Raw genomic sequence first — 23,943 nt, 5'->3', positions numbered from 1 at the left:
ACCTGCCCGGTTTTTCAATGCTTTAGTTGCGTAGTGGAAGCCAGGTATTGTCCGTACAGCAATTTGACAATCTGGCTGAACATCTCCTTCCGGCTGACCAAGCCTGAAGTATAAATGCCAATCGCCCATTCTTTCTTCCGGACATCCTCATATCCGGTAATGCTTGACATAATCACACCGAGCTCCTCTCCCTGCTCAAGACGCTTCGCCACTTCATCAGGAAGCGGCAGCCTGGCCCCTCCGGCGATCCAGTGTCTGCCGTCTTCATGATAAAGCGCTCCCCAGTTGCAGAGCATAAGACCGGCAACCGTTCTGACCACTCCGCCTTCAAGACCAAAGCCGAGGACGGCTCCTGTCTGCTCTACCGCCGCTCTCGCCCGGTTCAACGCTCCGGTCATCGTTTCTTCATCCGAGAAAGGCTGCCCCGCTACATTGGAAGGAACATCAACGCTTGTGATATAGATGGTCTCGCGGATAAGCGTATCCTTGACAGCATGGACCTTTGCTGGATTTTTTGTACCGACTGCAACCTTCATCGTTATCTCTCCTTCGATCTGTCTCTCTTTCCTGAAAGTTAATACGCTGTAAGTGACTCTATCATCGCTTTATCACTCGTTTTGACGAGCTGAATCAGCAGTTCCTTTGCTGCTGCGTAATCATCAACATGAATAATCGAGGCAGCCGTATGAATATAGCGGGAACAGATGCCAATCACCGCCGACGGTACACCATCATGCGCCAGATGGACACGTCCCGCATCGGTTCCTCCCTGAGAAATAAAAAACTGATAAGGAATGTCATGCGTTTCCGCTGTATCGAGAACAAAATCCTTTAATCCGCGGTGGGTAATCATCGTCCGGTCAAAAATTCTCAGCAGCGCTCCTTTTCCGAGCTGACCGAAGGCATCCTTTCCTCCTGTAGCATCATTAGCCGGACTTGCATCAAGTGCATAAAACAGATCGGGCTTAATCATGTTGGCAGCCGTTGTCGCCCCGCGCAAACCGACCTCTTCCTGAACCGTGGCACCCGAATAGAGCGTATTTGGCAGCGTCTCGTCCTTCAGCTCCTTCAGCAGTTCGATTGCCAGTCCTACTCCGTAACGGTTATCCCACGCTTTTGCCAGAATTTTTTTCTCATTGGCCATCGGGGTGAACGGACAGATCGGCACGATTTGCTGGCCAGGCTTTATCCCGATCTTCTTGGCGTCTTCAAGGTCATCGGCGCCAATGTCAATATACATATCCTTTACTTTCACAGGCTTCGTCCGCTGGGTAGCTTCCAGCAGATGAGGCGGCGTTGAGCCGATCACACCGATTACCGGCCCGTTGTCTGTCATAATATGGACGCGCTGTGCAAGCAGAACCTGGCTCCACCATCCACCCAGCGTCTGAAAGCGAACAAGCCCCTTCTTCGTAATCGAACTTACCATAAAACCGACCTCATCCATATGTCCGGCGACCATCACAGTCGGTCCGTTCCCGTTTCCCTGCTTTACGCCAAAGATGCTGCCAAGTCGGTCCTGAACGATCTTATCGCTATATTTTTCCAGTTCTGTCCGGACATAGCGCCGCACCTCATGCTCAAACCCGGGAGCTCCCTGAAGCTCGGTTAATGTTTGAAACAGTTTCATCGTTTCCTGATTCATATTTCCGCCCCTTCCTCGTTACATATACGTTTTCTATTCTATCCTGAATGACCTCTGCTTTTCCACAATAAGTAATAATGAATCCTCCGGTCAAACATTTGGAAAGATCGTTTTTTTCGGCTATACTACTTGTGAAGTCTGTATGTTTAACCGCTTTACTCGAAGTCGCCAAACACCAATGGGTACCGTGAACAACCTGCCAAGCAGGTGATTAGCTTTATAAAGTCACTGCCCGGAGTTTGCAACATCAGTCGGAAAGAGAGGATGATTGAATTGGCAATCAAACGCCTTATTGCCGGAGTAGGAATCGGCCTCGCACTAGGCTATATTCTTCGCCCTTCATTGCAAAGTGAACGTCTCACTCCCGAACGGGCTTTGAAGGAAGTGAAAAAAACAGCAAGTCAGGCCTACGCCATATCAGGATCGTGGATACATATGCTGCCTGAAACGATTGAACGCAATCAAATCAGCTATGAGGTTTACCGCGGCGGGCTGTCGACTACGACAGCAGAAGGCACGGTGCAGTATGAATTTTTTGTCGACACAAAAACCGGCGCCCTGCTCGATTTGCAACCCGCGTAAGAGGGGCTGAGATCCAGCCCCTTAGCAATGTTCAACATCTGCGCCCGCTTTTAAAAGAGGCTGGACAAAAGGTTGTTTTTTACCTTTTGCCCAGCCTCTAAGCAATGAGCGGAACCGCCATGATCTTTTAAAGCCCGTTGTGAGTGGGTTTCTCACAACGGGCTGTGGCGTGTGAAGCATTGCCAGTAGGTCCAAAGCTGGTTTTGTCTCAAGCTCTTTACGCGGCACGGAGCGAATTCTATGTTTTTTCCTACTCAACTTCGACTTCTATCCCAGCTTTTGTTTTCAGTTATGTCCGTTCCCGCAACAGGCTGTATGTAATTTCTCCAGTCTTCCCCCACTTTAACGCGCGGTATTTGTAATCATGGTAAAACAAATAATAAGCATCCTTCTCTTCGGCATAGGCCTGCCATTTTTGCTTTTCGACAATTGAAGTCATCGGATAATCATCATAGGCCAGCACCCAGAGAACATTTTTATGGGCATGGGTCGGCATCAAATCGGCCATATGAAGAAAGGTCTCTCCCTGATGCTCGATTACTAAAATCGCATGTCCGTCACTGTGGCCCCCAGTATGAATCATTCTCACACCGGGAATGACTTCAAGCTCCTGTTCGAAGGTTTTGACTTGCCCGGCAATCGCGATACGATTCTGTTCCCAATACGTGTTTTTCGAGCGAATGTTAGGCTGCTGCATCTCATTCCATTCAATCGCTGATGTGTAAATCGTCGCGTTTGGAAAAACTGAGCGCTCCTGACCACGGTCGCCTTTCGTTAATCCACTTGCATGATCAAAATGAAAATGAGTCAGAAGTACGGCATCAATATCAGCCGGAGTCAGACCCATTTCGGTAAGATCCTGCTCAAGCGACGATTCCTCTAAAACACCATAATTTCGTTTTTGCTTTTCCGTGAACCTTCCCTTACCAATCCCGCCTTCGACAAGCAGACGATACCCTTCTTTTTCAATTAAAAAAGGATCGGTCCGTAGCTCGATTTGGTTGTTGTCATTGACCGGATAGGCTTTGCTCCAGAGCGGCTTTGGCACGACGCCAAACATCGCACCGCCATCCATATGGGTTACTCCGCCGTTAAGCCATGTTATTGTTAATCCGTCCCGTTCTAATCGTTCCAACTCTATCCCCCCTATCGTCTGATGTACTACTTCGTCATCAGACCGAAGCATTCCTTTATAAAGGAAGGAGGAGTTTCCATTTAAGTCCGGTATTTCGCTTCACAGCGGTAGATCCGCATCCCTTTCGCTGAGAACTTCTGCTCGTATTCGGTCATGACATTCCCTTCAAAATCGCTCGCATGAAGATCAAGACTGACCTGCTGCAGCTTCATTCCGTAATTGGCGAAGCTCTCCAAAGAAAATTCAAACAGCTTCTGGTTATCAGTTTTAAAATGGATCTCACCTTCTGGCTTCAACACCTTTTGATACATTTGCAAAAATCCTTCATGGGTCAATCTTCGCTTCGCATGCTTTTTCTTTGGCCATGGATCGGTGAAATTTATATAAATTCTGTCGATTTCTCCCTCTGCAAAAAAATCAAGCAGGTCACTGACATCCTGTTTTAACAGCTTGACATTTTCCCTGCCCGCTTCCTTCACTCGTTCCAAAGCGGTAATAATCACACTGTCGTACTTTTCGATTCCGATATAATTCACATCCGGATGCAGAGCGCTCATCCCGGTGACAAATTTGCCCTTTCCCGTTCCCACTTCGACATGAATCGGATAATCATTTCTAAAAATGTCTTTCCATTTCCCTTTTACCTCCGCCGGCGCCGGAATGACAATCTCGGGATGCCGTTCCAGCTCCCCGCTCGCCCAAGGCTTATGACGTAAACGCATTTATACCCCTCCACTTACTAGTTATCTTACATATGTTATTTATAAGCTGCGCAAGCTAGTGATAAACGCACAAGGAGTGTGACAAGTATGCCATTATCATCAGCCAACAAAATACAGCTATTAAAGGATATCTTACAAAATCAAGCTACTGAACAGCATATGACGATTGATGAGGCTGATCAAATTGAACAGCTGCTGACTCATTTATCTGTTGATGCATCCCTTCAACCTGGCGTTCAGCAAACATTGCAACAAATCCAGCAGCTTCATGTAAAAAACACAGAGCCATTCCAGCAGAATGATGTCGAGCAGTGGCTAACAAACCTGTCAATTGAATAATTCGACGGGATCATTGCCTATTCCCCAGGAAATAAAAGCAGATTATTGCTGGATTTTGCGCTCCAAAAAAGGTTGTCTCAAAGGGTAGCTGTAACCCTGGAGAGACAACCGGCACTTTCAAGCGAAAAAGCTATAAGCGGTTTACTAAAAGGCTCTTAATATAATCCTTCAATTGTTCAACCTGTTCATACTGCCTCCGTTCAAAATGCCAAAGAAGCGAGGAAATCGATTGAGCGACAACATACCAGTGCATGCGTTCCTGAATCGAATCTCCCAGAGCCAGTCCATATTGCTTCAGCCAGTCATCCCAGCTCTCTTCTGGAACATAAGAATAAAGCAGCAGGCCAAGGTCTAAAGCCGGATCAGATACTGTCGCCCCATCCCAATCGATTAAGTACAGCCGCTCTTCTTCATCCAAAATCCAATTGTTGTGGTTTATGTCACAATGACAAACGACAACATGCTCGTATAAAACATGCTCAAGCTGCTCTACCAGGTAATTCATTCCCAGTTCAATAATATCATTTTCAATCAGGTTCTTCTGCAGCCGTCTCCTTAAGTTTTCCACGAATACATAAGGAGTAAGTGGCTCATTTCCGATCCTTTTAAACATGTCGAGCAATTCACTGGAGCCGTGGATTTTCGCTAATAAAGCAGCAACGCGGCTCTCTTTCATCTCAAACGCCTTCAGCTCTCTCCCTTGGGCCCAGCGTTGGGCCGTCACGACGTCGCCGTTTTCTAAACGCTTTGTCCACAACAGCTTCGGTACGATTCCTTCCGCTGAAAGAACGGCTAAAAAAGGTGACGAGTTTCGTTTCAGGAAAACGGTCTGTTCACCTTGCTGGGCTATATATGCTTCACCTGTCGCGCCTCCAGCTGGTTGAACCTTCCAGCCTTCTCCTAATAAATGTTCCACCCAATTCACCCTCAATTTCTTCAGCTTAGCCTTTGTATCGCCACAAATTTCGTATTTCTAACCTACTTAATAAATAGAGAAAGCAGAGCTGCAACCGCAAGGCTCTGCTCAATTTCCTTTTACGCACACTAACGTCGATAATGGTTGAAGATACGCACAGTTCGAACCAATTATATATAATGGTATCAGAGATGCAGCCTGATCGTCAACGACAACTTGCCAGTTCCCCCTGCCTGGCAGCTCGATTTTTTGTTTTTTTGTGGTTGGATTATGACCGATCACAATTTCATCCCACTGATCATAGCGTCCGACCCTCTCCAAATGATAGACGATCCGCCGATGATCAAGATCCAAAAAGCGGAAGTGCCGCTCGATCAGCTCATAGGAGGGAAGCCGCAGGGCCGGATGATGACGGCGAAGCGCAATCAGCCCTTTTATATAATCAACATTTTCCTGAAATACGCTGCGTTGCTTCCATTCAATTTGATTGACCCAATCCGGGGAACGATAGCTGTTTTCCACTCCGTATTTCGTCCGGAAAAACTCCTGACCTGCCTGCAAAAAAGGAATACCTTGCGCAAGCAGCACAATCGCGCATGCGAGGCGATGCCGTTTTCGTAATTGACGTTCATCCTCAGATGGGGCCGCCACCTTTAATTTATCCCAAAGTGTATGATTGTCATGCGCTTCGACATAGTGAACCGCCTGCCGCGGTCTGGTGAAACTGGTCGGACTCCCTTTTAGCCCATGCGCCACAGCTTCGAGAACAGCCGGCTTTTGCTCAGCTGAAACATAGCCAAGGGACGAGCTTGAAAAAGCACTTCCTTTTAGCGCGTCACGAAATTGATCTTCAAAAAAACCAATTGCGGGAAGCTTCTTCGCCTGGCTTACACTCGCTTTTTGTTCAGCTGAAAGTGCGGTCGGTAAGTCCCAGCCTTCTCCGAGCAGGAAGAGATCATCTGCCCGTTTTGCTGTTTCGGCTGAAATCTGCTTCATTGTCCCAATATCAAGGATTCCCATTAAATCAAAGCGAAAGCCGTTCACCTGAAATTCCTCAAGCCAGTAGCACACCGCCTCAACAATCAGCTTCCTCGCCATCTTTCGTTCCGATGCAATATCATTGCCGACTCCTGTCCCGTTACTGATTGTTCCGGAAGGGTGGTAACGGAAATAGTAGCCCGGGACAAGCTTCTCCAGCGCCGATGCTTCCCAGATATATACATGATTGAACACCATATCCAAAATCACTTTCATACCGTGGCGCTGAATGCTCCGGATCATCATTTTGAGCTCTTTTATCCGGCAGTAGCCGTCATACGGATCGGTCGCGTAACTTCCTTCAGGCGCGAAAAAATGAGTCGTATCATAGCCCCAGTTATAGGCTGTCTCCCGCTCGCTTTCATCGATACTGCCGAATTCCTGCAGCGGCAACAGCTCCACATGGGTGATGCCGAGCTGCCGTAAATAGGAAAGCCCGGTGCTGAGTCCGTTATGGTCATGAGTTCCAGCCTCCGTTAACCCGGCGTATTTGCCTTTCTGACGAATCCCGTTATGCGGATCAATCGTAAAGTCCCGTACATGAAGTTCATAAATGATGACATCGGTCTCATCCCGTTCATTAGCTGGAATTGGAACCGGCCAATCAGCGGGATTCGTTTTTTTTAGGTCTCCAATCATCCCACGCTCGCCATTTACGGATAGAAACCGGGCATACGGATCAACTGCTCGCTGTCGCTCGCGGTTAACGACGACTTCATATTCGTACCATTTCCTTTCCAGATCGCCCTGGATCGTGACGGACCATACCCCCTTTTCTCCTCTTGAACAGACGTACTTCGTTCCCGTCTGTCCGTGCCATTCATCAAAAATGTGGATGGTCACCTCTGTCGCAGTCGGAGCCCAGACGGCAAAGCTTGTGTCGGCTTGATCATAACATGCACCAAGTTGAGCTTTTTCCTCCGCAAACAGCTCATCAAAGCTGTCTGTACGGACAACCTCTGTAATTTGCACATAGCAAGCCTGATCGAGATGGACGACAAATCCATCCTCACCGAACGGAAAGACGTCCGGAAGCTCCAGTTCCATCTCCGCCTCTTGGCGGCTGACAACTGTCAACGGCAGTTCCTTCGTTGCTGTCTGCAGCGTCCAGTCAGCCGATTGGAAAGTAGATAGCCCCGCACCTGTAAGTTTTATTCTAAAAAGGGTGACAAGCTCGGCAGAATGAAATCGACGATTGACAAGTGGCGGGTTCTTTTGCTTCAATGATGAAGGCCCCCTTCCTTCTGTTACTCTATTATTGTAAATTATGAAGTAGCCCGGTTAATTGTTAAAAAGGAGCCGGAGGGGAAGTAGCAGAAAAAAGGATTGAACTTACTGGAGGAAAAAGATGATACATGAAACAAACCCATTACGTGCACGTTTATTAATTTCTTGTCTCGATCAGCCTGGAATCGTTTCAGCGGTGTCGACCTTTCTGCATCAGCATCAGGCGAACATCGTCCAATCGGATCAATATTCTACTGATCCCTCTGGAGGGATGTTCTTTATTCGAATCGAGTTTGATTTATTTGAGAATGGACAGAAATTTGCCAACGTTAAAAAGGCGTTTGCCGAAGTGGCGGACAGCTTTAAGATGGATTGGCAAATGGAATTAGCGTCGCGCAGAAAGAAGATGGCGATTTTCGTTTCCAAGGAGGATCATTGTCTGCTTGAGCTTTTATGGAAATGGCGCGCCGGCGAATTGAAGGTTGATATTCCGCTCGTGATCAGCAACCATGACAACCTGCGCCAGGAAGTGGAAGCATACGGCATTCCTTTCCACCATATTCCGGTTACCAAGGAAACGAAGCATGAAGCCGAAGCGGCAGCGATTCAACTCATTAAGGAGCATGAGGCCGACTTCATCGTACTCGCAAGGTATATGCAAATTCTTTCACCCGCTTTTGTCGGTACGTTTCCGAAGCGGATTATCAATATTCATCATTCCTTCCTGCCGGCCTTTATCGGCGCAAATCCGTATGCGAAAGCCTTTGCGCGCGGAGTAAAGCTCATCGGGGCAACCGCTCATTACGTTACAGACGATTTAGATGAAGGACCAATCATTGAACAGGACGTGCTACGGGTCAACCATCGTTATACGACCGATGAATTGCGAGTCGTCGGACGGAATGTCGAGCGAATCACTTTAGCCCGGGCGGTTATGTGGCATGCGAATGACCAAATCATCGTTCATGGAAACAAAACGGTTGTTTTTTAACTAAAAGAGGGTTGGCCGAAAACGTATGTTTTCGGCCAACCCTCTTCTTATCATATGATAGATGATTTCAAGGTTTAATCATTTTCTTTACCTCATCATTGATGTGATGAAATTCTCTCGTCGTCATAGGCGGTTCAAGGATAATAAGATGGGCGCTTTGTTGCACCTCCGGCAGCTGCTGCTCACCGTGTTGGCGAATCCACAAATAAAGGGCTTCCTTAAGTCCATCCTTCGCTTCCCGGACAGTATCACCAAAGCTTAGACACCCGTCAAGTTCTTCAAGCTCAATCATGATTTCCTCTTTCCCGCGCCAATCAAAAACCTTCCGTAATCTCCATTGAAAGTCTTCCGGGTGAAACCCATCCCGAAGTAGTCTGCTCTCTCTAGTCAATGTATCTCTCCTTTGCCAGTCTACGCGCTTCTTCTCGACGCTTGCGCCTTTCCTATATGAGTCAATTCTTCCCCAAAGAGAGGATGCCTTCAAAAAGTCCAAAAAGAAAAGGCAGCGGACTTTCTGCTGCACTCAGCAAACAGGAAAGAATCTCGCTTTCCCGCCTGCTTCCTCTTTATCAATCTCTTTGCTCGCTGTTTTAGATAGTGGCTAATAAAGCAGGATTCTACCCTCACTTGCCTTATCCTCCTGCCAGCATAAAAAAATGGATGCTTTGCTTATTATACGGATTTTGCCCGCTTAATTCAATTGCTCATCAATGAATTGTTCATCCTCTTCTTTTTCTACCTCTCTCGAAACGGTATGGCAGTATGACAGGATTGCTGCTGTCACCTTCATTTGCTGGTGCTTTAAAGGAGACGGGTGCTTTCGCAAACGTTGATGCCACGCATCAAAGTTTCTCCGGTCAACAAGGTCGAACTTCGTGCCCTGAAGCTTATGATCAATCATACTAGAAGGGGACAGCACCACCTTACGGATTGGATAGGATAATTCTGCTTCATCCAAAATTGCTTTCAGCACCCTGGACATCCGCCCTAATGAGATGAGTGGGCTGACCCTTTTTTTCCTCGTTTTATCGACATACTCGATCCAGAATTTGTCTGAGCTTGCTTCAAATACGCTCAATTCGCTCCCTTCAAGCATCGTCATGCAAATGATCTCTGTCGGGCTGATCAAAATAATATCAAGCTCAATCGGCGCTTTTTTCATAAAAAGAACCGGCTTATATAACAGAAAGTAGTTATCTGGAATGCGCTGACAAAAAAAGCGCAACCATTTGTCCGCCCTATATTGAGGGTGAAGGGAGGATTCCTCAAGCAAAGAAGAGCTGGCCCACCTCAATTGTGATTTGTACAGTTCATCAAGGAATTCCTGCTTTACTTGCTCCAACGATTTCGGCGACACCTCGCTGCCCGTATACGCCAGGGAGGATTCCAGCTCATCCTCTTCACTTGCTGACCGCCGCCACCCTTTCAGCCGTTCGATCGCCTGCGACCAAATGCTTTCCCCTTTTTCTGAGAGATCTTCATCCTCCACCGCTTCTTCCATTGGCAATGAAGGATGCTGGGCCTGCTCCCATTCAGACTTCACATAGTACCAGCGCTCTTTTTTCATTCTTGAGAATTGACTTGGATAGCGATGCAAGTCAAATTGGTAACGAGAGATGTAATCTTCTAATTTTATTAAATGAGCCACACTCGTACCTCCATTATCTATTCGATATGATACTTGTTACTCGTCTTTTGTTAACCGCTTGTTTTTTTGATCGTACCATAGCTGCTAGTAAAAAAGAAAGACAAGCATCGGTCCGATTACTGAAACAATAATGGCACTTAACGTCATCGCGACCGAACTGGCTGCTCCTTCCCTTTCACTGTTTTCAATCGCTTTGGCCGTTCCAATCGCATGGGAGGCACTCCCGATCGCCACTCCCTTGCTCACCTCATTCTTGATGTTGAACCACCTAAAGCAATAAGGAGCAAAAACGCTCCCGCCTACTCCGGCGACCATCACCAATACCGCAGCAAGCGGAGAGATGCCGCCAAGCGTCGTTGCCATATCCATCGCGACCGGAGCTGTCACCGATTTCGGTACCATCGTGTACACAAGCTCTGCTTCAAAACCGCCCCATTTTGTCAAAAGAAGGCCACTCGTCATACCGATCACCGCGCCAATAAATACGCTGATAACAATCGGCCAAAAATAGCTTCTGAGCAGCTTCATTTGCTTGTAGAGCGGATAGGCAAGCGCGACAACCCCCGGTCCAAGCAATTTTTCCAGCCATTGCCCACCTGTATAATATGTCTCAAATGAAATTTGAAAGAGTAGAAGAAGAAAGATAAGGACAATTGTACTGACTAAAACCGGCAGCATAAAAGGATAAGGAAAACGCCGGTATAACGCTTTTGCTCCTATGTATACGACCACTGTGGCAAAGATAGATAGAAAGATTTGTAGAAAAAGCATACCTATTTTTCTCCTTTTTTCATCACAAGCACTTGACTGGCCAGACCTGTGATAACAAGAACCATGACCGTGCTGATTAACGCAATAACAATTATAAAAATACCTTTACCGGCAAACACGTCGAAAAACTGCAAAATTCCGACCGTTACAGGTAAAAATAGCAGCGGCATATGCCGCAGCATAAAGGCAGAACCTTGTTCAATAAAGCGAACCGGAAGAATATTCGTACTAAGCAGGCTAAACAGCAGCAGCATTCCGATTATACTTCCGGGAATAAAAAGATCAAAAGCCTGCTGAATTGAGCGTCCAATGATGTAGAACACCGTCAACAGCAAAACATGCCAAATGCCATTAATCACTTTCATGTTGAACTCCTTTTAAAGAAAAAGCATCGTACGTTTTATATTTTGGTTCCTGGTGAACATGACTTTCATAAAGAATGATTTCCTTGACCTCCCAGCTTTGTCCATTTCCAAGCGCGATCCCATCACCATGATAGTCCTCATCGCCTGCCCACTTCCTAGCTAGTGTAAGATGAGGGGAATAAGGACGTTGATCGATTGAAAAGCCGAGCGTCTGACAAAGATCAGCCAGCTGAGCCTGATAATCAGCCAGCTGCCGGCTCGCTTTTACACCCGTCCAAAAAATTCGCGGCTGTTTTTTTTGTCCAAAACTGCCCGATTGAGAAAGCGTTAAAGAAAAAGGGGACCAGCTTTCAACGAGGTCTTTGCCATGCCGAGTCAGCTCATTGAGCTGCTGTTCTGTGCATCCGCCAAGAAAAACAAGCGTCAGATGTATATCCTTTGGATGAACCCACCGTTGAAAATGAAGCTGCTCGTTCTGCCGCGCCTCCTGATGGATCGCTAACTGAATCGGCGGCGGCACCGGTACTGCCAAAAAATAATGGGGCTGCATGTCCTTCACCATCCTTCTGTCTCTTCTATTGTAGCCAAGGTTTACTATGCTGTCTTCCGTTTTGATTTATTTCCTCGTGCCGATGCCTTCTTTTCCTATTAACTAAATAGGAAATATCAACAAAGGTATGATAAACTAAACTAAAGCTAGTCTTATCATTTACAGAGGAAGTGGATTTATGACCGTTGTAAACAATATTGCTGATCTAATTGGAAACACCCCGCTCGTCCGTTTGAACCGGCTCCCTGCTTCTGACGGGGCCGCCGTCTACTTAAAAATGGAAATGCAAAACCCGAGCGGAAGCGTGAAGGACCGCGCTGCGTTTAATATGATCGTCCAGGCAGAGAAGGATGGCCTGCTTAAACCAGGAGCGACAATTATTGAGCCGACGAGTGGCAACACAGGAATCGGTTTAGCAATGAATGCAGCCGCCAGAGGCTACAAGGCAATTCTGGTCATGCCGGACACGATGTCTGCTGAACGAATTAATCTGTTAAAAGCTTACGGTGCCGAGGTCGTCCTTACACCCGGTGACAAAAAAATGCCTGGTGCGATTGATAAGGCGCACGAGCTCGTTGAGGAGATTCCGAACAGCTTTATGCCGATGCAATTTGAAAATGAAGCCAATCCTGATGCCCATCGCCATACGACGGCTCGTGAGATTAAAGAGGCGCTCACACAATTAAATAAACCGCTTTCCGCCTTCGTTGCGGCTTCTGGTACAGGAGGAACGATTACCGGCACTGGAGAAGAGCTGAAAAAGTTTTATCCGAACCTGTCCGTCCATGTCGTCGAACCGGCCGGATCACCTGTCTTATCAGGAGGAAAGCCGGGACCTCATAAGCTGGTCGGGACCAGCCCGGGCTTCATCCCGCCAATTTTGAACGAACAAGTATACAACGAGATTTTAAAAATTAAAGATGAAGACGCTTATTTCATCACGCGCGAGTTAGCCCGCAAAGAAGGCATCCTCGTCGGACCATCTTCAGGGGCAGCCTGCTTTGCCGCATTGGAGGTCGCCAAAACGCTCCAGCCGGATGAAATTGTCGTCGCCATTGCCTGCGATACCGGAGAGCGTTATTTATCGACCGATTTGTTTCAGTTTGAATAAGAAAACCGGGCGGCGGTTTTCTTTAATGCGTGGTGCGAAGTCGTTACATTTTTTTAAGCTTAACTGAAAGCGGGTTTCTTTCAGTTAAGCTTGTAACGAACGAAGCCAACGCCCTTCTTCGAACCTACTTCCCCTCTCAAAGGCTATAATTCTTATTGTGCACAAATAGCGAAGTCTGTTCTTTTGCCTCTCCTGTTCATTTTTCTATTATTGTCCTCCTGCCAATTCATAAATCGCCTCGGCGTAAAGAGCGGCGGCTTTGAGCAGGTCCTCGATCTCGATATATTCATCTTTTTGATGGGCGACGTCTTTTCGTCCTGGAAAAAGTGGACCGAATGCGACACCTGTCGCTAATGTACGTGCATAGGTCCCTCCGCCTGTCGAAAGCAAGCTTGGCTCTTCGCCGGTTTGCCGCTGATAGACAGCTTGTAACGTCCGGACGAGCGGATGCTTGGCATCGACGTAGCTTGGTGTCATATGATCCTTCACCATCATTTTTGCGCCGAATTCGCTCATCTTTTGCTCAAGACGCTGCAAGCAGGTTTGCCCGTCCGCCGTCACCGGGTAGCGAATGTTGAGACCGAATCCTGCTTCTTTTTCATCCCATGAGAACAAGCTGCCATTGACGGTCAATCGACCTGACACTTGATCCTCCTGCGCAATTCCGAGTGCCTCTCCCCGCGTACCATTTTTCAGCAGAGCTGTAATCATCCGCAAATAGGAGACTGCCTGCTCCTGGAAGGAAAACGGGGTTAAAAAAGCCGCCAGCTCTACTCCGGCATTAATACCGGCCTCCGGAGTCGATCCGTGGGCAGCGACACCTTCATACATAAGAGTTAGCTGTTCGTCTCCCGTAAAAATCGCTTCACCGTTATGCTGCTGCTCGAGCAGGTGCTTGCGGAATCGTCTTTCCAGCTGATCAAGTTCGGCCCGCTCGCCCTCCAATTCGGCGATCGCCCGGTCGGGCACCATATTCAGTCGTTCTCCTGCGCTGAACTTCCTCAAGGTAAGCGCCGCAGCCGCACCTTGCTCCACCGTCCATTCAAAAAGCACATCGGCGATCCCTTTTTCAGCATGAATGATCGGAAAGTCAGCATCAGGGGCAAAGCCGACCGTCGGCATTTCCTCATGCTTAAAATAATGGTCGACACAGCGCCAGCCCCGCTCTTCATCTGTTCCTAAAATCAACTGAACCCGTTTCGTTAACGGCAGCTTCAGCTCCTTTACTAAACATAATGCAAAGAACGCAGCCATCGTCGGTCCTTTGTTATCAATCGCTCCACGCGCGTAAATTCGGCCGTTTCTGATGTCCGCTGAGAAAGGCGGAGAGGTCCAGCCCTCACCTGCTGGCACAACATCGATATGGCAAAGGATGCCGACACTCTCTTCTCCGGTGCCAAGCTCTATCTTACCGGCGTAGCCATCGAGATTTTTCACCGTAAAATCATAGCTTTCAGCTTTGTTTAGCAAGTAAGAAAGCGCCTGATCGATTCCGTTCCCAAAAGGGCGCTCCTTTGTGATCGTCGCTTCGTCAAATACGCTGTTTATTTTAAGAAATTCCTGCGTTTCTGCAAGCAGGACATCCTTTCTTTTTTCCACTTCCAATCGCCAGTCGATTCGTGTCATTTCGCTTTCATTTTCCTTTCTTTTTTTAAAGTTGAGCATTCCGTTTTGCTTAATTTGTAGAAATATTGTAAAATATAAGCGTCGGAGATTATAATCATTTGCCACTGGATTGATTCGCATCGTTAATCACTACAACCTTAACTGTCTTCCTGAAAAAAAGCAAATGGAAAAAGGACAGGCAGGGACAGTAGAATGCTCTCCGCACCGGTGGTATGTATGTTTTTTTCTGCCACTGCATAGACTGTAAGCAAGGGCCAAGTCATGATTATGAATAAGGAGTGGTTTTTTGAAAACTTCAACTGATCGTATGCTGACTCGTATTAAGTCCATTTATCTCTATATTAAACAAAAGGAGATCGTCACAACGAATGAGTTAGTTGAAGAATTCGGTATAACCCAGCGGACAATTCAACGCGATTTAAATGTGCTAGAGTACAATAACCTTGTCGAGAGTCCGACACGTGGCAAATGGAGTATCATTAAAAAGAAAAAAACTCGTGTGTCTTAAAAGGTTGCGTCAATCATAAAGGAAACATAACACAAACAGCTAGTCCCGCCGAGGAGACTAGCTGCTTTTTTTCTCTTGTCCAAGTAGCTGTTCATATTCTGCTTCCGTCAATTCCCGATAGGCGCCTCTCTTCAGCTGCTGATCGAGCTGAAGCGGACCAATTGCGATACGCTCCAGCGCCGTCACTCTTTTGCCGACGGCGGCGAACATCCGCTTCACCTGGTGGTACTTTCCCTCGGTAATCGTCAGAGACACGTTCGAATGACTCCCCCGCTCAAGAATAACCAGGTGAGCGGGCTTTGTCACATAGCCATCCTCAAGCTCCACTCCTTCATGAAAGTGGCTGACATCCGCTTCCGTCACTTCACCTTCCACCTCGGCCAAATAGGTTTTCGCCACATGCCGCTTCGGCGACATGAGCGCATGAGAAAACTGTCCGTCATTCGTCAGCAGCAGCAGCCCTTCCGTATCCTTATCGAGCCGGCCAACCGGAAAAGGTTCGTACCGGGCATCCTCAGGCTGAAGCAGATCAATCACAGTTTTATGCTGCCCGTCCTCCGTAGCCGAAATCACTCCTTTCGGCTTGTTCAGCATCAAATAGACGAAAGGCTTGTACTCGACGGCAACCCCGGCGACGGTCACTTCCTGCCGGTCAGGATTCACATGCACCTTGCCGTCCTTGACGGTCTCCCCGTCAATTCGGACGCTGCCTGTTTTCAACAGCTTCTTCACGTCTTTCCGCGAGCCGTAGCCCGTGTTGGCAAGCAGCTTATCGATTCTCATTGTATTCCCTCCTGTTATGAGAGGTCGTTGTCTTAAAGGGCTTCCTCTTCTGCCTCAAACATATAATGCTTTGTGCGCATATTGACATTCAAGACGATGCCCATCGCCAGCATATTCGTCAACAGGGCACTTCCTCCATAGCTGATAAACGGCAGCGCAAGACCTGTGATCGGCATTAAACCAATCGTCATCGCAATATTTTGAAACACCTGAAACACGAGCAGGCCGATTACGCCGGCTACGAGATAGCTTCCATACATATTATTGCAGGTCAACGCGATAATAATCATCCTGTAGAACAGCAAAAAGTAGGTAATAATGAGGATCGTGGCGCCGATAAAGCCGAATTCCTCCCCGATGACGGTAAAAATAAAATCGGTATGAATTTCCGGAATGCGGTCACTTTGCGTTTGCACGCCCTGCATAAAACCACTGCCATACAACTGACCTGAACCGATGCCGCGCATCGCCATGACGAGCTGATAACCGAATGTTCCCTGATGCTCATACGGGGCGAGCCAGCCATATATTCGATCAAGCTGATGTGATTCAATAAAGATCGAAAAAATCTCAAAGTGATAATTATGGAGCCAGACCAAGCTAACAATACCGGCAACAGCCGAAAGCGCGAGAAAACCGAGGATTTTCCAGGAAATCCCCGACATGAGCAGCATCGTCGCCATAATGCTGGCAATGACGAGCGCTGTCCCGAGATCCGGTTGGGTCAAAATTAAGAAAAACGGCGGCAACCCAACGAGAAATACTTTTCCGACAATCACCAAATCAGATTTTATATCCCGTTGAACACGCTGGCTCGTTACTTTATACAGGAGATGAGCCGTCGCAATAATGACAAAGATCTTGACGAATTCCGACGGCTGAATATCCGTCACTCCCACGTTCAGCCAGCGCGTCGAGCCGTTGCGGAAAACCCCTAAAGGGGAAAAGGCCACGAGCAGCAAAGCAACTATCCCGATTCCATAAAGCGGAATCGAAAAATTCTTAAACAGATCATAATCAACAACCATCATACAAATCATCGCCACAATGCCAATCCCAAACCAGATCAGCTGCAGCTTGACATAATGCATCGGGTCAGAATGATACTGACCCGATCCGCTATAGATGGCCAACAAGCTAAAACACATGAGCACAAACAGCAGAAACAGCAATGTATAATCCAACTGCTGAAAGCCCGTTTTTCGTTCCTCCATTGTCGCCTCCATCTAGTGTGTACTTTATTATCTTTTGTTCATTCGTTTTCTTGATTAAGAGACTGAACGTTTCTCTTCCTTTAATTCTTGCAAGCGCCGCTGGCGAATCGTGTTTCGGGAGATGTTGGCAAGGATCGCGATCGAAACAAGGGTGATAAGCAGCGACGAGCCCCCGTTACTGACTAAAGGAAGCGGAATTCCTGTTATCGGCAAAAGTCCCGAAACAGCGCCAACGTTAAAAATCACCTGAATCGCAATCTGAAAGACTATGCCAAAAGCAAGCAGAGTCCCAAACGGGCTTTTGCAGCGGGTACCGATCATCACCCCGCGAAACAGGATTAAGGCGTGACAGCCCAGCACGAATAAAATCCCGAAAATCCCCAATTCTTCCGCAATAATCGCCAAAATAAAATCCGTATGCGGCTCCGGCAAATAGAGCAACTTCTGCACACTTTGTCCAAGGCCTGTCCCCGTCAGGCCGCCATGTGCAATCGCAATATACGATTGAATCAGCTGCATCCCCGTATCCCATGGATCGGCAAACGGATCGCGATAGGACGTCAGCCGCTCAACCCGGTAAGGGGCAGATAAAGCAAAAGCAGTAAACAAAGTAGCACCGACAAGTCCCAGTCCGATCAGGTGGCGCCATTTCGCCCCTGAAAAATAAACAAGCAGCAGCGTTACCATCATAATCGAAGTAGCCGTTCCGAGATCGGGCTGAAGCATAATTAGTCCGAACACAAAGCCGACGATAACGAGAGGGGGCATAACCCCTCTAATAAACTGATCAATATATGCCTGTTTCTGAGAGTATACTTGAGCGAGATAAATAATAATCCCGATTTTCACAAACTCGGAGGGCTGAACATTGAGTGGCCCGACATTCATCCAGCGCTGGGCATTATTAATTTCCACTCCAATCCCCGGTATAAGCACAAGCACCAAAGACAGCAAGGACAAAAGAATAATAAACGGTGATAGTTTTTTATAAAAACGGTACGGTATATGCATGACAAACAAAAATACAAAAACAGCCAGTCCAAACCATAACAGCTGTCGTTGAATAAAATAGTAAGGGTTGTCAACACGGTCCATCGCCCACACGTAGCTTGAGCTATATACCATCACTAAGCCGAACCCAGCCAAGAGGAACGTCGTGATGATTAATAACCAATCGTTATCTTTTCGAAATGAATAGTTCATCGAGTCCTCCAACCTGTATTTGCCCCGGCTGTTGAAATGCCTGTGTAGTAAGCTCTATTATATCAAACGATAGAATCAAGCAAAAGAGGCTTTCGTTGCCAACCATTGTCGAATGTAACGATCATTTTGTCAGCTTTCCGCCGAAGCTAGTTGGATGAGCTGTCCGTTTTCCTCAAAAAGCGGAAACGGTCACCGAGAATCTTGCCGGCTAAATGGGAGCGATAGCTGATATATAAGTAAATCACCGCTCCCGAGCTAACCGTCACAAGCACGATCGCCAACGCATTGCCCCGCGTTGTAAGCGGGAACCAGCTCTGCATCCCGACATTGATAATGATAATGCCGATTGCCATCACAGCGGCAAAGAGAAAAATCAAGATCGCCCGTTTCATTATCAAGGTATAACGGAAGTGAGCAAATTTCCCAATCGCCCAAACCGTGACCGCGATCGAAGCAAGATGCCCCGCATAGGTAGCCCATACTCCTCCCAACGGACCAAATGCTTTTAAAAACGATACATTTGTCACCAGCTTAATCACAAGCCCTACGGCAAGAGCGATCACCGCGTATTTCTGCTTATTCATCCCCTGTAAAATCGCTGCCGTCACGGCAAACAAGGAAAAAAACAACGTGATTCCGGCATAATAGCGCAAAATATAACCGCCGATCTCAAGATCCTCAATCGAATAGAGCGTGCCGAACACAGGATAAGAAAGAACAGCCAGGCCAACCGCGGCAGGCACCGTCAAAAAGAGAATCACTTGATACGTCTGGGTGATTTGCCGTTGCAGCAAATCATGATCCTGATTCGTAAATGATTTCGTAATCGTTGGCACGAGCGTAATCGACAAGGCCGTTGCCAGAGCCATCGGAATCAGAACAATTTTATGAGCAGTAGAAGTAAAAACAGCGAAATATGTTTCGACTTCGAGCTGACTGTAGCCGATCGCCTGCAGCGTCCGGTTAAAGGTCGCTCCGTCAATTAATTGATAGAGTGGAATCGCCAGCCCAACAAATGACAGAGGCAACGCATAGGCAATCAGCTCCTTATACATTGCTTTTAATGAAAGCTGATGGTCAACCTTACTTTTTTCCACCTCGGCAAGAATATGTTCTTTCCTCTTCACCCAGTAATAAAGAAGAACGCCCAGTCCGCCAAGAGCCCCAACAAAAGCACCAAAGGTCGCGAAGCCCACCGCAAGCCCATTGCTGCCATTCATCAGCTGTACGATTGAAAAGGTCATCGCCAAAATAAAGAGAACGCGGACGATCTGCTCGACCACTTGAGAAACAGCGGTCGGCCCCATTGATTGAAATCCCTGGAAATAACCGCGGACGACCGACATTAGCGGCACAATCAGTAACGCCACACTGACCATCCGGATCGTAAAGACAATGTCTTCAAAGGAGTTCCCTTCTGTCGCTGTTGGATCATTGACCACAATCGGCGTAATGACCGGCGCCAGGAAGAACAAAAGCAAGAAAGCTAGCAAACCGCTGATTGCCATGATGACAAGCCCCGATTTAAAAAGGCGGTAGCCTGTCCGGTAATCGCCCAAGGCATTATATTTCGAAACAAATTTTGATACGGCCAGCGGAACGCCGAGCGTCGCCAGACTCAGCAAGACGGTGTATGGAATATAGCCATACTGATAGAGAGCAACCCCCGTCTGTCCGACGATTGCCGTAAATGGAAAGATATAGATCAGCCCTAATATTCTTGAAGCAAGCGCCGCACCGCTTAACAGCATCGTGCCGCGGATTAATTTTGAATCTGCCATCCCCGATTCCTTCTTTCATTGATCCAAATAAGGTTTTGAAACGACCTGTTTACTTGAAAAGGTAAACGTCCCTCTGCATTTTACCATAGTCATCCATGGATTGCTTCCATCCGGCAAATAAATCCTCGAATTGACAAAAAGATAAGAAAACCGCTTAGCAGCTTTTTTTAGAAGCGGTGTGCGGTACCGTTACAATCGTTTAAGGAAGGCGGAAAACGGGCATTTTTCAGCCACCCGCGTAGTGCGCGTGCCGTCGCCCCGCCCTGAATCATCCCGGAACTTATCTTTTAAAAAGACCGCCGATCGTGACTGTCCCAGTCTCCAATTGGCGGTCATGCTGCTTTTGATTTTGATGATGGCTTCCATAGCAATTGATATATTACGACAGCAAAAAAAAACAATCGGGCCCCTTTACGAGCAATCATTTCAATCCATGACAACTACTCTACTTTCCTCTTTTCACTGCCTGCGGCGGCTGTTCCATCCCCCCTTTTTCAATCATGATCTTTGTCGCATCTTCAACAAATAAATAAATTTTTATTAATGACTTTGCATAGATTTGCCCGATATCACGCCGGCCGTTTACCGCGACGGAATTTCCGAACGCCCTTATTTTCATCATAAACATATCCATCTTATGGTAAAGCATCAGCCGGTCCGAGAATGGAGAAAAAGCCGAGGTCGTAACAAGATGATCAAGGAACGCCGGAGATGATAAATTTTCGTCATGCAGCTTTTGCATATAGTTTTCAATATCAGTCGTCGTGAACGTTTTTCCTCTTTCAAACAGTTTTCGGATCTGTTCATCCTTCACTACCTGAGCAAAAGCCAAAATCAATGCTTTACTTGTGACATTGCTCTCAATATTATCGTAAAAATGAGCGATTTCTAAGGCGTGCATCGGTCTCACATGTCCAAAAAAGCCATTTAAAAAATCTTTATGGACAAATTCAACCTTTTCAGGAGTCGGAATCAAAGGCGGCTTAATAATCAGCCCTTTATTCCTTCGTTTGATCGATTAAACTCATCATCTCCTTCATGCAATAGGTAAAAAATTCTTTTACATCCTTTCGGTAAACCAGAGGAACCGCGACATTATAAATACTCATACCGGCTTTTGACGTATACTTTAAGTAATGAACATAAAATTCATCCTGAAATAATCGGGGGGCGCCTAAATTAATATCCTTTTCAGAAAACCCTTGCGGAATCGGGAATTCGTCTCTTGTAAAAATGTCTTCAATCACACCCAAAAATTCTTCACTTAAGTGTAGAGCCTTTTGCAATAAAGCTTTAATCTCCTTATCCTCAACATGGTGAAGAAAGTACGTTAAAATACATTTGGCCATGCTGTTCCCCATAAAAAGTGCCCCAAAGTTTGCCCATCTCGACCGAAGTCAGCTTCGCTTCCGGTTTCATTTTAAATGATTTAAATAGATTCGATTTCGCCGTCCCCATCAAAACAACTCCTTCGTTCCATGCATTTGTTGCCGTTATTGTCCCCCTACGATTCCCCGTTTTATGCATCCCGGCTCGGGGTTGAACAACGCAGCGACGAAGAAAGGGACGAGGGAGTACGGCCGCCTTCTTGCTCGAATCAAGGGAAGAGGATATGATTAGAGTCGAATAGAGACACACTACAAGTAAAGAGCTTAAAGCAGAAAGGTGTAGCAACATGCATGATGTAATTGTAATTGGAGGAGGGCCGGCCGGGCTGATGGCGTCGATCGGTGCGGCGAGTCATGGTGCGAACGTGCTCTTAGTAGACAAAGGCGATCGCCTCGGACGCAAGCTGGCGATTTCCGGCGGTGGTCGCTGCAATGTGACGAACCGCAGTCCGTTTGACGTCCTGATCGCTAACATTCCCGGGAACGGCCGGTTTATGCACAGTCCGTTTTCCGTTTTCAATAATGAGGATATTATTCAATTTTTCGAAGGACTTGGGATTGCTTTAAAAGAAGAGGATCGCGGGCGGATGTTTCCAGTTAACGATAAAGCCACGACCGTCGTCGACACATTATTAAGACGGGTAAAGGAGCTTGGCGTCGAGATTCGCACAAATACAGCCGTGCAGACACTGGAATATACAGAGGATGCTGTTTCAAGTGTGCTGTTAACGGATGGTGAACGATTACCTGCGAAAGCGGTAATTATCGCCACCGGCGGCAAATCCGTGCCGCACACCGGCAGCACCGGCGACGGCTATCCGTGGGCGGAGAAAGCCGGGCATACGATTACCGAACTCTATCCGACCGAAGTGCCGATTACGTCGGACGAGCCTTTTATTAAAGCAAAATCGTTACAAGGGCTTTCTTTGCGCGATATTGAATTAACCGTCTTCAATCCGAAAGGCAAGAAAATCATCACCCACGAAGGCGATATGATTTTCACTCATTTTGGCATCTCAGGTCCAGCTGCCTTACGCTGCAGTCAATTTGTCGTCAAAGCCTTAAAGAAATTCGATACTCCTTCCATTCCGATGGAGATTGATCTTTTTCCACAGCAGTCGGAGGAGGCGCTTTTTCAGCAGCTTCTTGCTAAGGCAAAGCAGGAGCCGAAGAAATCGCTCAAAAACAATTTAAAAGGATTCGCGCCCGAGCGCTTCTTGCTCTTTCTATATGAACGGTTAAAGCTCGATGCACAGCTGCCTTCGTCCACTGTCTCTCATGATACATGGCGCACCATCGCTCGGAGCTGCAAGCACTTTTCAATAGCGGTCAGCGGTACGCTCTCAATCGAAAAAGCATTTGTCACAGGCGGCGGGGTTTCGATCAAAGAAATCGAGCCTAAGACGATGCACTCCCGTAAGAAGGACGGACTGTATTTCTGTGGGGAAGTGCTTGATATCCATGGCTATACCGGCGGATACAATATTACCTGTGCGTTTTCCACAGGATATGCAGCCGGCAAGTCCGCGGCCGAACAGGCTGCCCACAAATAGCATCCACATTATCCACAGATATTAGGAGAAACTATCCATTTTTTATACACAGCCGTTTGCTCGGTAAATTGCTTATTTAGATGGATCGTGCTTTATTTTTATCCACATCGTTATCCACATAACCACAGAACAGAACAAATAACATGTATTTTGTTCTGTTCTGTCTTTTGTTTACCTCCGTTTTCCTTCCTGAAACATTGCCTTTAGTTTGTCGATACTATGTTAGGATTGATTGTTTTTCAAAAAATGTTAATATTAAGAAAAAGTCAGCAATCAATCTGGCTTATGTTTAAAATACGCTATGAGCATTCGGAGGGGATAAAAATGGACGAGCGTTATCCAATTGGGCAGTTTGAGTATAGCGGTGATCCTTCAAGCACTGTGATTAAAGGCTGGATCGAAGAGGTCGAGCGTATGCCGGCGGCGCTGCGGACAGCGATAGCCGGTCTCGATGAGGAGCAGCTAAATACTCCATACCGCGTCGGCGGATGGACAGTTCGGCAAGTCGTTCACCATCTTGCTGACAGCCATATCAATGCGTACACGCGCTTTAAACTGGCGCTGACCGAAGAGAACCCGACGATCCTGCCGTATGATCAGCAAAAATGGGCCGAGCTCGCTGATTCGCAGCTTCCGATTGACGTTTCCTTACAGTTGATTGATGCCTTGCATGAAAGATGGGTTTCCTTACTGCGCTCTCTTAGCCCAGCCGATTTAGAGAAGGTTTTCATCCATCCGGAAATCGGTCAGGTAAAGCTCGGCTGGAATATTGGAAACTACGCCTGGCATGGAAAGCATCATGTCGCCCATATTACGAGTTTACGAGTTCGCAAAGGATGGTAAAAAA

Annotated in this window: 25 protein-coding genes; 7 read left to right on the top strand and 18 right to left on the bottom strand. The window is 47.1% G+C overall.

All coding sequences use genetic code 11. The features are described from left to right. Positions 1-14: 14 nt before the first annotated feature. Entirely contained in the window at positions 15-536 is a 522-nt protein-coding gene (locus M3212_RS02185; protein WP_251192306.1) for a DUF84 family protein, read from the bottom strand. A gap of 38 nt (positions 537-574) precedes the next feature. Then, positions 575-1,645: a M42 family metallopeptidase gene (locus M3212_RS02180; protein ID WP_251192305.1), complete on the bottom strand. Its 1,071-nt coding sequence runs from the start codon at positions 1,643-1,645 to the stop codon at positions 575-577. Positions 1,646-1,918: 273 nt separating this feature from the next. Between M3212_RS02180 and M3212_RS02175 the strand changes: the two genes are divergently transcribed. Then, a complete protein-coding gene (locus M3212_RS02175) occupies positions 1,919-2,227 on the top strand; it encodes a PepSY domain-containing protein (RefSeq protein ID WP_251192304.1) in 309 nt (102 codons plus the stop codon). Positions 2,228-2,516: 289 nt separating this feature from the next. Here the strand turns inward: M3212_RS02175 and M3212_RS02170 are convergent, their stop codons facing one another. Both M3212_RS02170 and trmB read right to left on the bottom strand, forming a co-directional pair. Further along, positions 2,517-3,362, bottom strand: coding sequence for a YtnP family quorum-quenching lactonase (locus tag M3212_RS02170; RefSeq protein WP_251192303.1), 846 nt, complete (start codon positions 3,360-3,362; stop codon positions 2,517-2,519). An 80-nt stretch (positions 3,363-3,442) separates the two neighbouring features. After that, positions 3,443-4,084, bottom strand: coding sequence for a tRNA (guanosine(46)-N7)-methyltransferase TrmB (trmB, locus tag M3212_RS02165; RefSeq protein WP_251192302.1), 642 nt, complete (start codon positions 4,082-4,084; stop codon positions 3,443-3,445). An 87-nt stretch (positions 4,085-4,171) separates the two neighbouring features. On the opposite strand from trmB, the gene M3212_RS02160 reads away from it, so the two are divergent. Continuing rightward, on the top strand, positions 4,172-4,423 hold the full coding sequence (locus M3212_RS02160; protein WP_251192301.1) for a YtzH-like family protein: 252 nt from the start codon (positions 4,172-4,174) through the stop codon (positions 4,421-4,423). Positions 4,424-4,553: 130 nt separating this feature from the next. Here the strand turns inward: M3212_RS02160 and M3212_RS02155 are convergent, their stop codons facing one another. Both M3212_RS02155 and pulA read right to left on the bottom strand, forming a co-directional pair. Beyond that, positions 4,554-5,339 (bottom strand): phosphotransferase, encoded by a 786-nt coding sequence (locus tag M3212_RS02155; RefSeq protein ID WP_251192300.1) that lies wholly within the window; start codon positions 5,337-5,339, stop codon positions 4,554-4,556. A 108-nt stretch (positions 5,340-5,447) separates the two neighbouring features. Then, positions 5,448-7,601, bottom strand: a complete 2,154-nt coding sequence (gene pulA, locus M3212_RS02150) for a type I pullulanase (RefSeq protein ID WP_251192299.1) — start codon at positions 7,599-7,601, stop codon at positions 5,448-5,450. A gap of 124 nt (positions 7,602-7,725) precedes the next feature. Here pulA and purU point away from each other — a divergent pair, with 124 nt between their 5' ends. Beyond that, a complete protein-coding gene (gene purU / locus M3212_RS02145) occupies positions 7,726-8,595 on the top strand; it encodes a formyltetrahydrofolate deformylase (RefSeq protein WP_251192298.1) in 870 nt (289 codons plus the stop codon). A 67-nt stretch (positions 8,596-8,662) separates the two neighbouring features. On the opposite strand, the gene M3212_RS02140 is transcribed toward purU, so the two are convergent. The 5 genes from M3212_RS02140 to thpR form a co-directional block, all read right to left on the bottom strand. Further along, positions 8,663-8,986, bottom strand: a complete 324-nt coding sequence (locus M3212_RS02140) for a type II toxin-antitoxin system HicB family antitoxin (RefSeq protein ID WP_251192297.1) — start codon at positions 8,984-8,986, stop codon at positions 8,663-8,665. A gap of 300 nt (positions 8,987-9,286) precedes the next feature. Then, complete coding sequence (locus M3212_RS02135; protein WP_251192296.1) at positions 9,287-10,243, bottom strand: nuclease-related domain-containing protein; 957 nt, start codon at positions 10,241-10,243, stop codon at positions 9,287-9,289. Positions 10,244-10,327: 84 nt separating this feature from the next. Continuing rightward, positions 10,328-11,014: an LrgB family protein gene (locus M3212_RS02130; protein ID WP_251192295.1), complete on the bottom strand. Its 687-nt coding sequence runs from the start codon at positions 11,012-11,014 to the stop codon at positions 10,328-10,330. 2 nt (positions 11,015-11,016) lie between these two features. Then, positions 11,017-11,379, bottom strand: coding sequence for a CidA/LrgA family protein (locus M3212_RS02125; protein WP_251192294.1), 363 nt, complete (start codon positions 11,377-11,379; stop codon positions 11,017-11,019). Beyond that, positions 11,366-11,941 (bottom strand): RNA 2',3'-cyclic phosphodiesterase, encoded by a 576-nt coding sequence (thpR, locus tag M3212_RS02120; RefSeq protein WP_251192293.1) that lies wholly within the window; start codon positions 11,939-11,941, stop codon positions 11,366-11,368. The genes M3212_RS02125 and thpR overlap by 14 nt, the downstream gene beginning before the upstream one ends. A 166-nt stretch (positions 11,942-12,107) precedes the next feature. Between thpR and cysK the strand changes: the two genes are divergently transcribed. Further along, complete coding sequence (cysK, locus tag M3212_RS02115) at positions 12,108-13,040, top strand: cysteine synthase A (RefSeq protein WP_251192292.1); 933 nt, start codon at positions 12,108-12,110, stop codon at positions 13,038-13,040. A 207-nt stretch (positions 13,041-13,247) separates the two neighbouring features. Here the strand turns inward: cysK and pepV are convergent, their stop codons facing one another. Beyond that, the gene (pepV, locus tag M3212_RS02110; RefSeq protein ID WP_251192291.1) at positions 13,248-14,666 is read right to left on the bottom strand and encodes a dipeptidase PepV; all 1,419 of its coding nucleotides are present in this window, start codon (positions 14,664-14,666) and stop codon (positions 13,248-13,250) included. Positions 14,667-14,952: 286 nt separating this feature from the next. Here pepV and M3212_RS02105 point away from each other — a divergent pair, with 286 nt between their 5' ends. After that, on the top strand, positions 14,953-15,174 hold the full coding sequence (locus tag M3212_RS02105; protein WP_251192290.1) for a DeoR family transcriptional regulator: 222 nt from the start codon (positions 14,953-14,955) through the stop codon (positions 15,172-15,174). 57 nt (positions 15,175-15,231) lie between these two features. Here M3212_RS02105 and M3212_RS02100 read toward each other — a convergent pair whose 3' ends face one another. The 6 genes from M3212_RS02100 to M3212_RS22215 all read right to left on the bottom strand — a co-directional run bounded on the left by M3212_RS02100 (position 15,232) and on the right by M3212_RS22215 (position 21,504). Next, positions 15,232-15,957: a pseudouridine synthase gene (locus M3212_RS02100; protein WP_251192289.1), complete on the bottom strand. Its 726-nt coding sequence runs from the start codon at positions 15,955-15,957 to the stop codon at positions 15,232-15,234. A 32-nt stretch (positions 15,958-15,989) separates the two neighbouring features. Further along, on the bottom strand, positions 15,990-17,171 hold the full coding sequence (gene rodA / locus M3212_RS02095) for a rod shape-determining protein RodA (protein ID WP_251192288.1): 1,182 nt from the start codon (positions 17,169-17,171) through the stop codon (positions 15,990-15,992). Between the two features lie 54 nt (positions 17,172-17,225). Next, on the bottom strand, positions 17,226-18,374 hold the full coding sequence (gene ftsW / locus M3212_RS02090; protein ID WP_251192287.1) for a putative lipid II flippase FtsW: 1,149 nt from the start codon (positions 18,372-18,374) through the stop codon (positions 17,226-17,228). A gap of 146 nt (positions 18,375-18,520) precedes the next feature. Further along, positions 18,521-20,155 carry a putative polysaccharide biosynthesis protein gene (locus M3212_RS02085; RefSeq protein ID WP_251192286.1) on the bottom strand — a complete coding sequence of 545 codons (1,635 nt, stop codon included), beginning with the start codon at positions 20,153-20,155 and terminating at the stop codon, positions 18,521-18,523. Positions 20,156-20,600: 445 nt separating this feature from the next. Further along, a complete protein-coding gene (locus M3212_RS22220; RefSeq protein WP_349774163.1) occupies positions 20,601-21,056 on the bottom strand; it encodes a DUF3231 family protein in 456 nt (151 codons plus the stop codon). A gap of 97 nt (positions 21,057-21,153) precedes the next feature. Beyond that, positions 21,154-21,504 (bottom strand): DUF3231 family protein, encoded by a 351-nt coding sequence (locus M3212_RS22215; protein ID WP_349774162.1) that lies wholly within the window; start codon positions 21,502-21,504, stop codon positions 21,154-21,156. Positions 21,505-21,830: 326 nt separating this feature from the next. Between M3212_RS22215 and M3212_RS02075 the strand changes: the two genes are divergently transcribed. Together M3212_RS02075 and M3212_RS02070 are read left to right on the top strand one after the other, a co-directional pair. Further along, on the top strand, positions 21,831-23,096 hold the full coding sequence (locus tag M3212_RS02075) for an NAD(P)/FAD-dependent oxidoreductase (protein WP_251192285.1): 1,266 nt from the start codon (positions 21,831-21,833) through the stop codon (positions 23,094-23,096). A 324-nt stretch (positions 23,097-23,420) separates the two neighbouring features. Beyond that, positions 23,421-23,939 carry a YfiT family bacillithiol transferase gene (locus tag M3212_RS02070; RefSeq protein ID WP_251192284.1) on the top strand — a complete coding sequence of 173 codons (519 nt, stop codon included), beginning with the start codon at positions 23,421-23,423 and terminating at the stop codon, positions 23,937-23,939. Positions 23,940-23,943 lie beyond the last annotated feature (4 nt).

It is taken from the genome of Halalkalibacter oceani (assembly GCF_023715705.1).
GTDB lineage: Bacteria > Bacillota > Bacilli > Bacillales > Bacillaceae_D > Halalkalibacter > Halalkalibacter oceani_A.
This window is presented reverse-complemented; position numbering and strand designations above follow the sequence as displayed.

Bases quoted from the DNA above. Each gene is read 5' to 3' on its own strand.
- M3212_RS02185 (WP_251192306.1), bottom strand. From the start codon at position 536: ATGAAGGTTGCAGTCGGTACAAAAAATCCAGCAAAGGTCCATGCTGTC.
- M3212_RS02180 (WP_251192305.1), bottom strand. From the start codon at position 1,645: ATGAATCAGGAAACGATGAAACTGTTTCAAACATTAACCGAGCTTCAG.
- trmB (WP_251192302.1), bottom strand. From the start codon at position 4,084: ATGCGTTTACGTCATAAGCCTTGGGCGAGCGGGGAGCTGGAACGGCAT.
- M3212_RS02160 (WP_251192301.1), top strand. From the start codon at position 4,172: ATGCCATTATCATCAGCCAACAAAATACAGCTATTAAAGGATATCTTA.
- purU (WP_251192298.1), top strand. From the start codon at position 7,726: ATGATACATGAAACAAACCCATTACGTGCACGTTTATTAATTTCTTGT.
- M3212_RS02130 (WP_251192295.1), bottom strand. From the start codon at position 11,014: ATGCTTTTTCTACAAATCTTTCTATCTATCTTTGCCACAGTGGTCGTA.
- M3212_RS02125 (WP_251192294.1), bottom strand. From the start codon at position 11,379: ATGAAAGTGATTAATGGCATTTGGCATGTTTTGCTGTTGACGGTGTTC.
- thpR (WP_251192293.1), bottom strand. From the start codon at position 11,941: ATGGTGAAGGACATGCAGCCCCATTATTTTTTGGCAGTACCGGTGCCG.
- cysK (WP_251192292.1), top strand. From the start codon at position 12,108: ATGACCGTTGTAAACAATATTGCTGATCTAATTGGAAACACCCCGCTC.
- pepV (WP_251192291.1), bottom strand. From the start codon at position 14,666: ATGACACGAATCGACTGGCGATTGGAAGTGGAAAAAAGAAAGGATGTC.
- M3212_RS02100 (WP_251192289.1), bottom strand. From the start codon at position 15,957: ATGAGAATCGATAAGCTGCTTGCCAACACGGGCTACGGCTCGCGGAAA.
- rodA (WP_251192288.1), bottom strand. From the start codon at position 17,171: ATGGAGGAACGAAAAACGGGCTTTCAGCAGTTGGATTATACATTGCTG.
- ftsW (WP_251192287.1), bottom strand. From the start codon at position 18,374: ATGAACTATTCATTTCGAAAAGATAACGATTGGTTATTAATCATCACG.
- M3212_RS02085 (WP_251192286.1), bottom strand. From the start codon at position 20,155: ATGGCAGATTCAAAATTAATCCGCGGCACGATGCTGTTAAGCGGTGCG.
- M3212_RS22220 (WP_349774163.1), bottom strand. From the start codon at position 21,056: ATGCACGCCTTAGAAATCGCTCATTTTTACGATAATATTGAGAGCAAT.
- M3212_RS22215 (WP_349774162.1), bottom strand. From the start codon at position 21,504: ATGGCCAAATGTATTTTAACGTACTTTCTTCACCATGTTGAGGATAAG.
- M3212_RS02075 (WP_251192285.1), top strand. From the start codon at position 21,831: ATGCATGATGTAATTGTAATTGGAGGAGGGCCGGCCGGGCTGATGGCG.
- M3212_RS02070 (WP_251192284.1), top strand. From the start codon at position 23,421: ATGGACGAGCGTTATCCAATTGGGCAGTTTGAGTATAGCGGTGATCCT.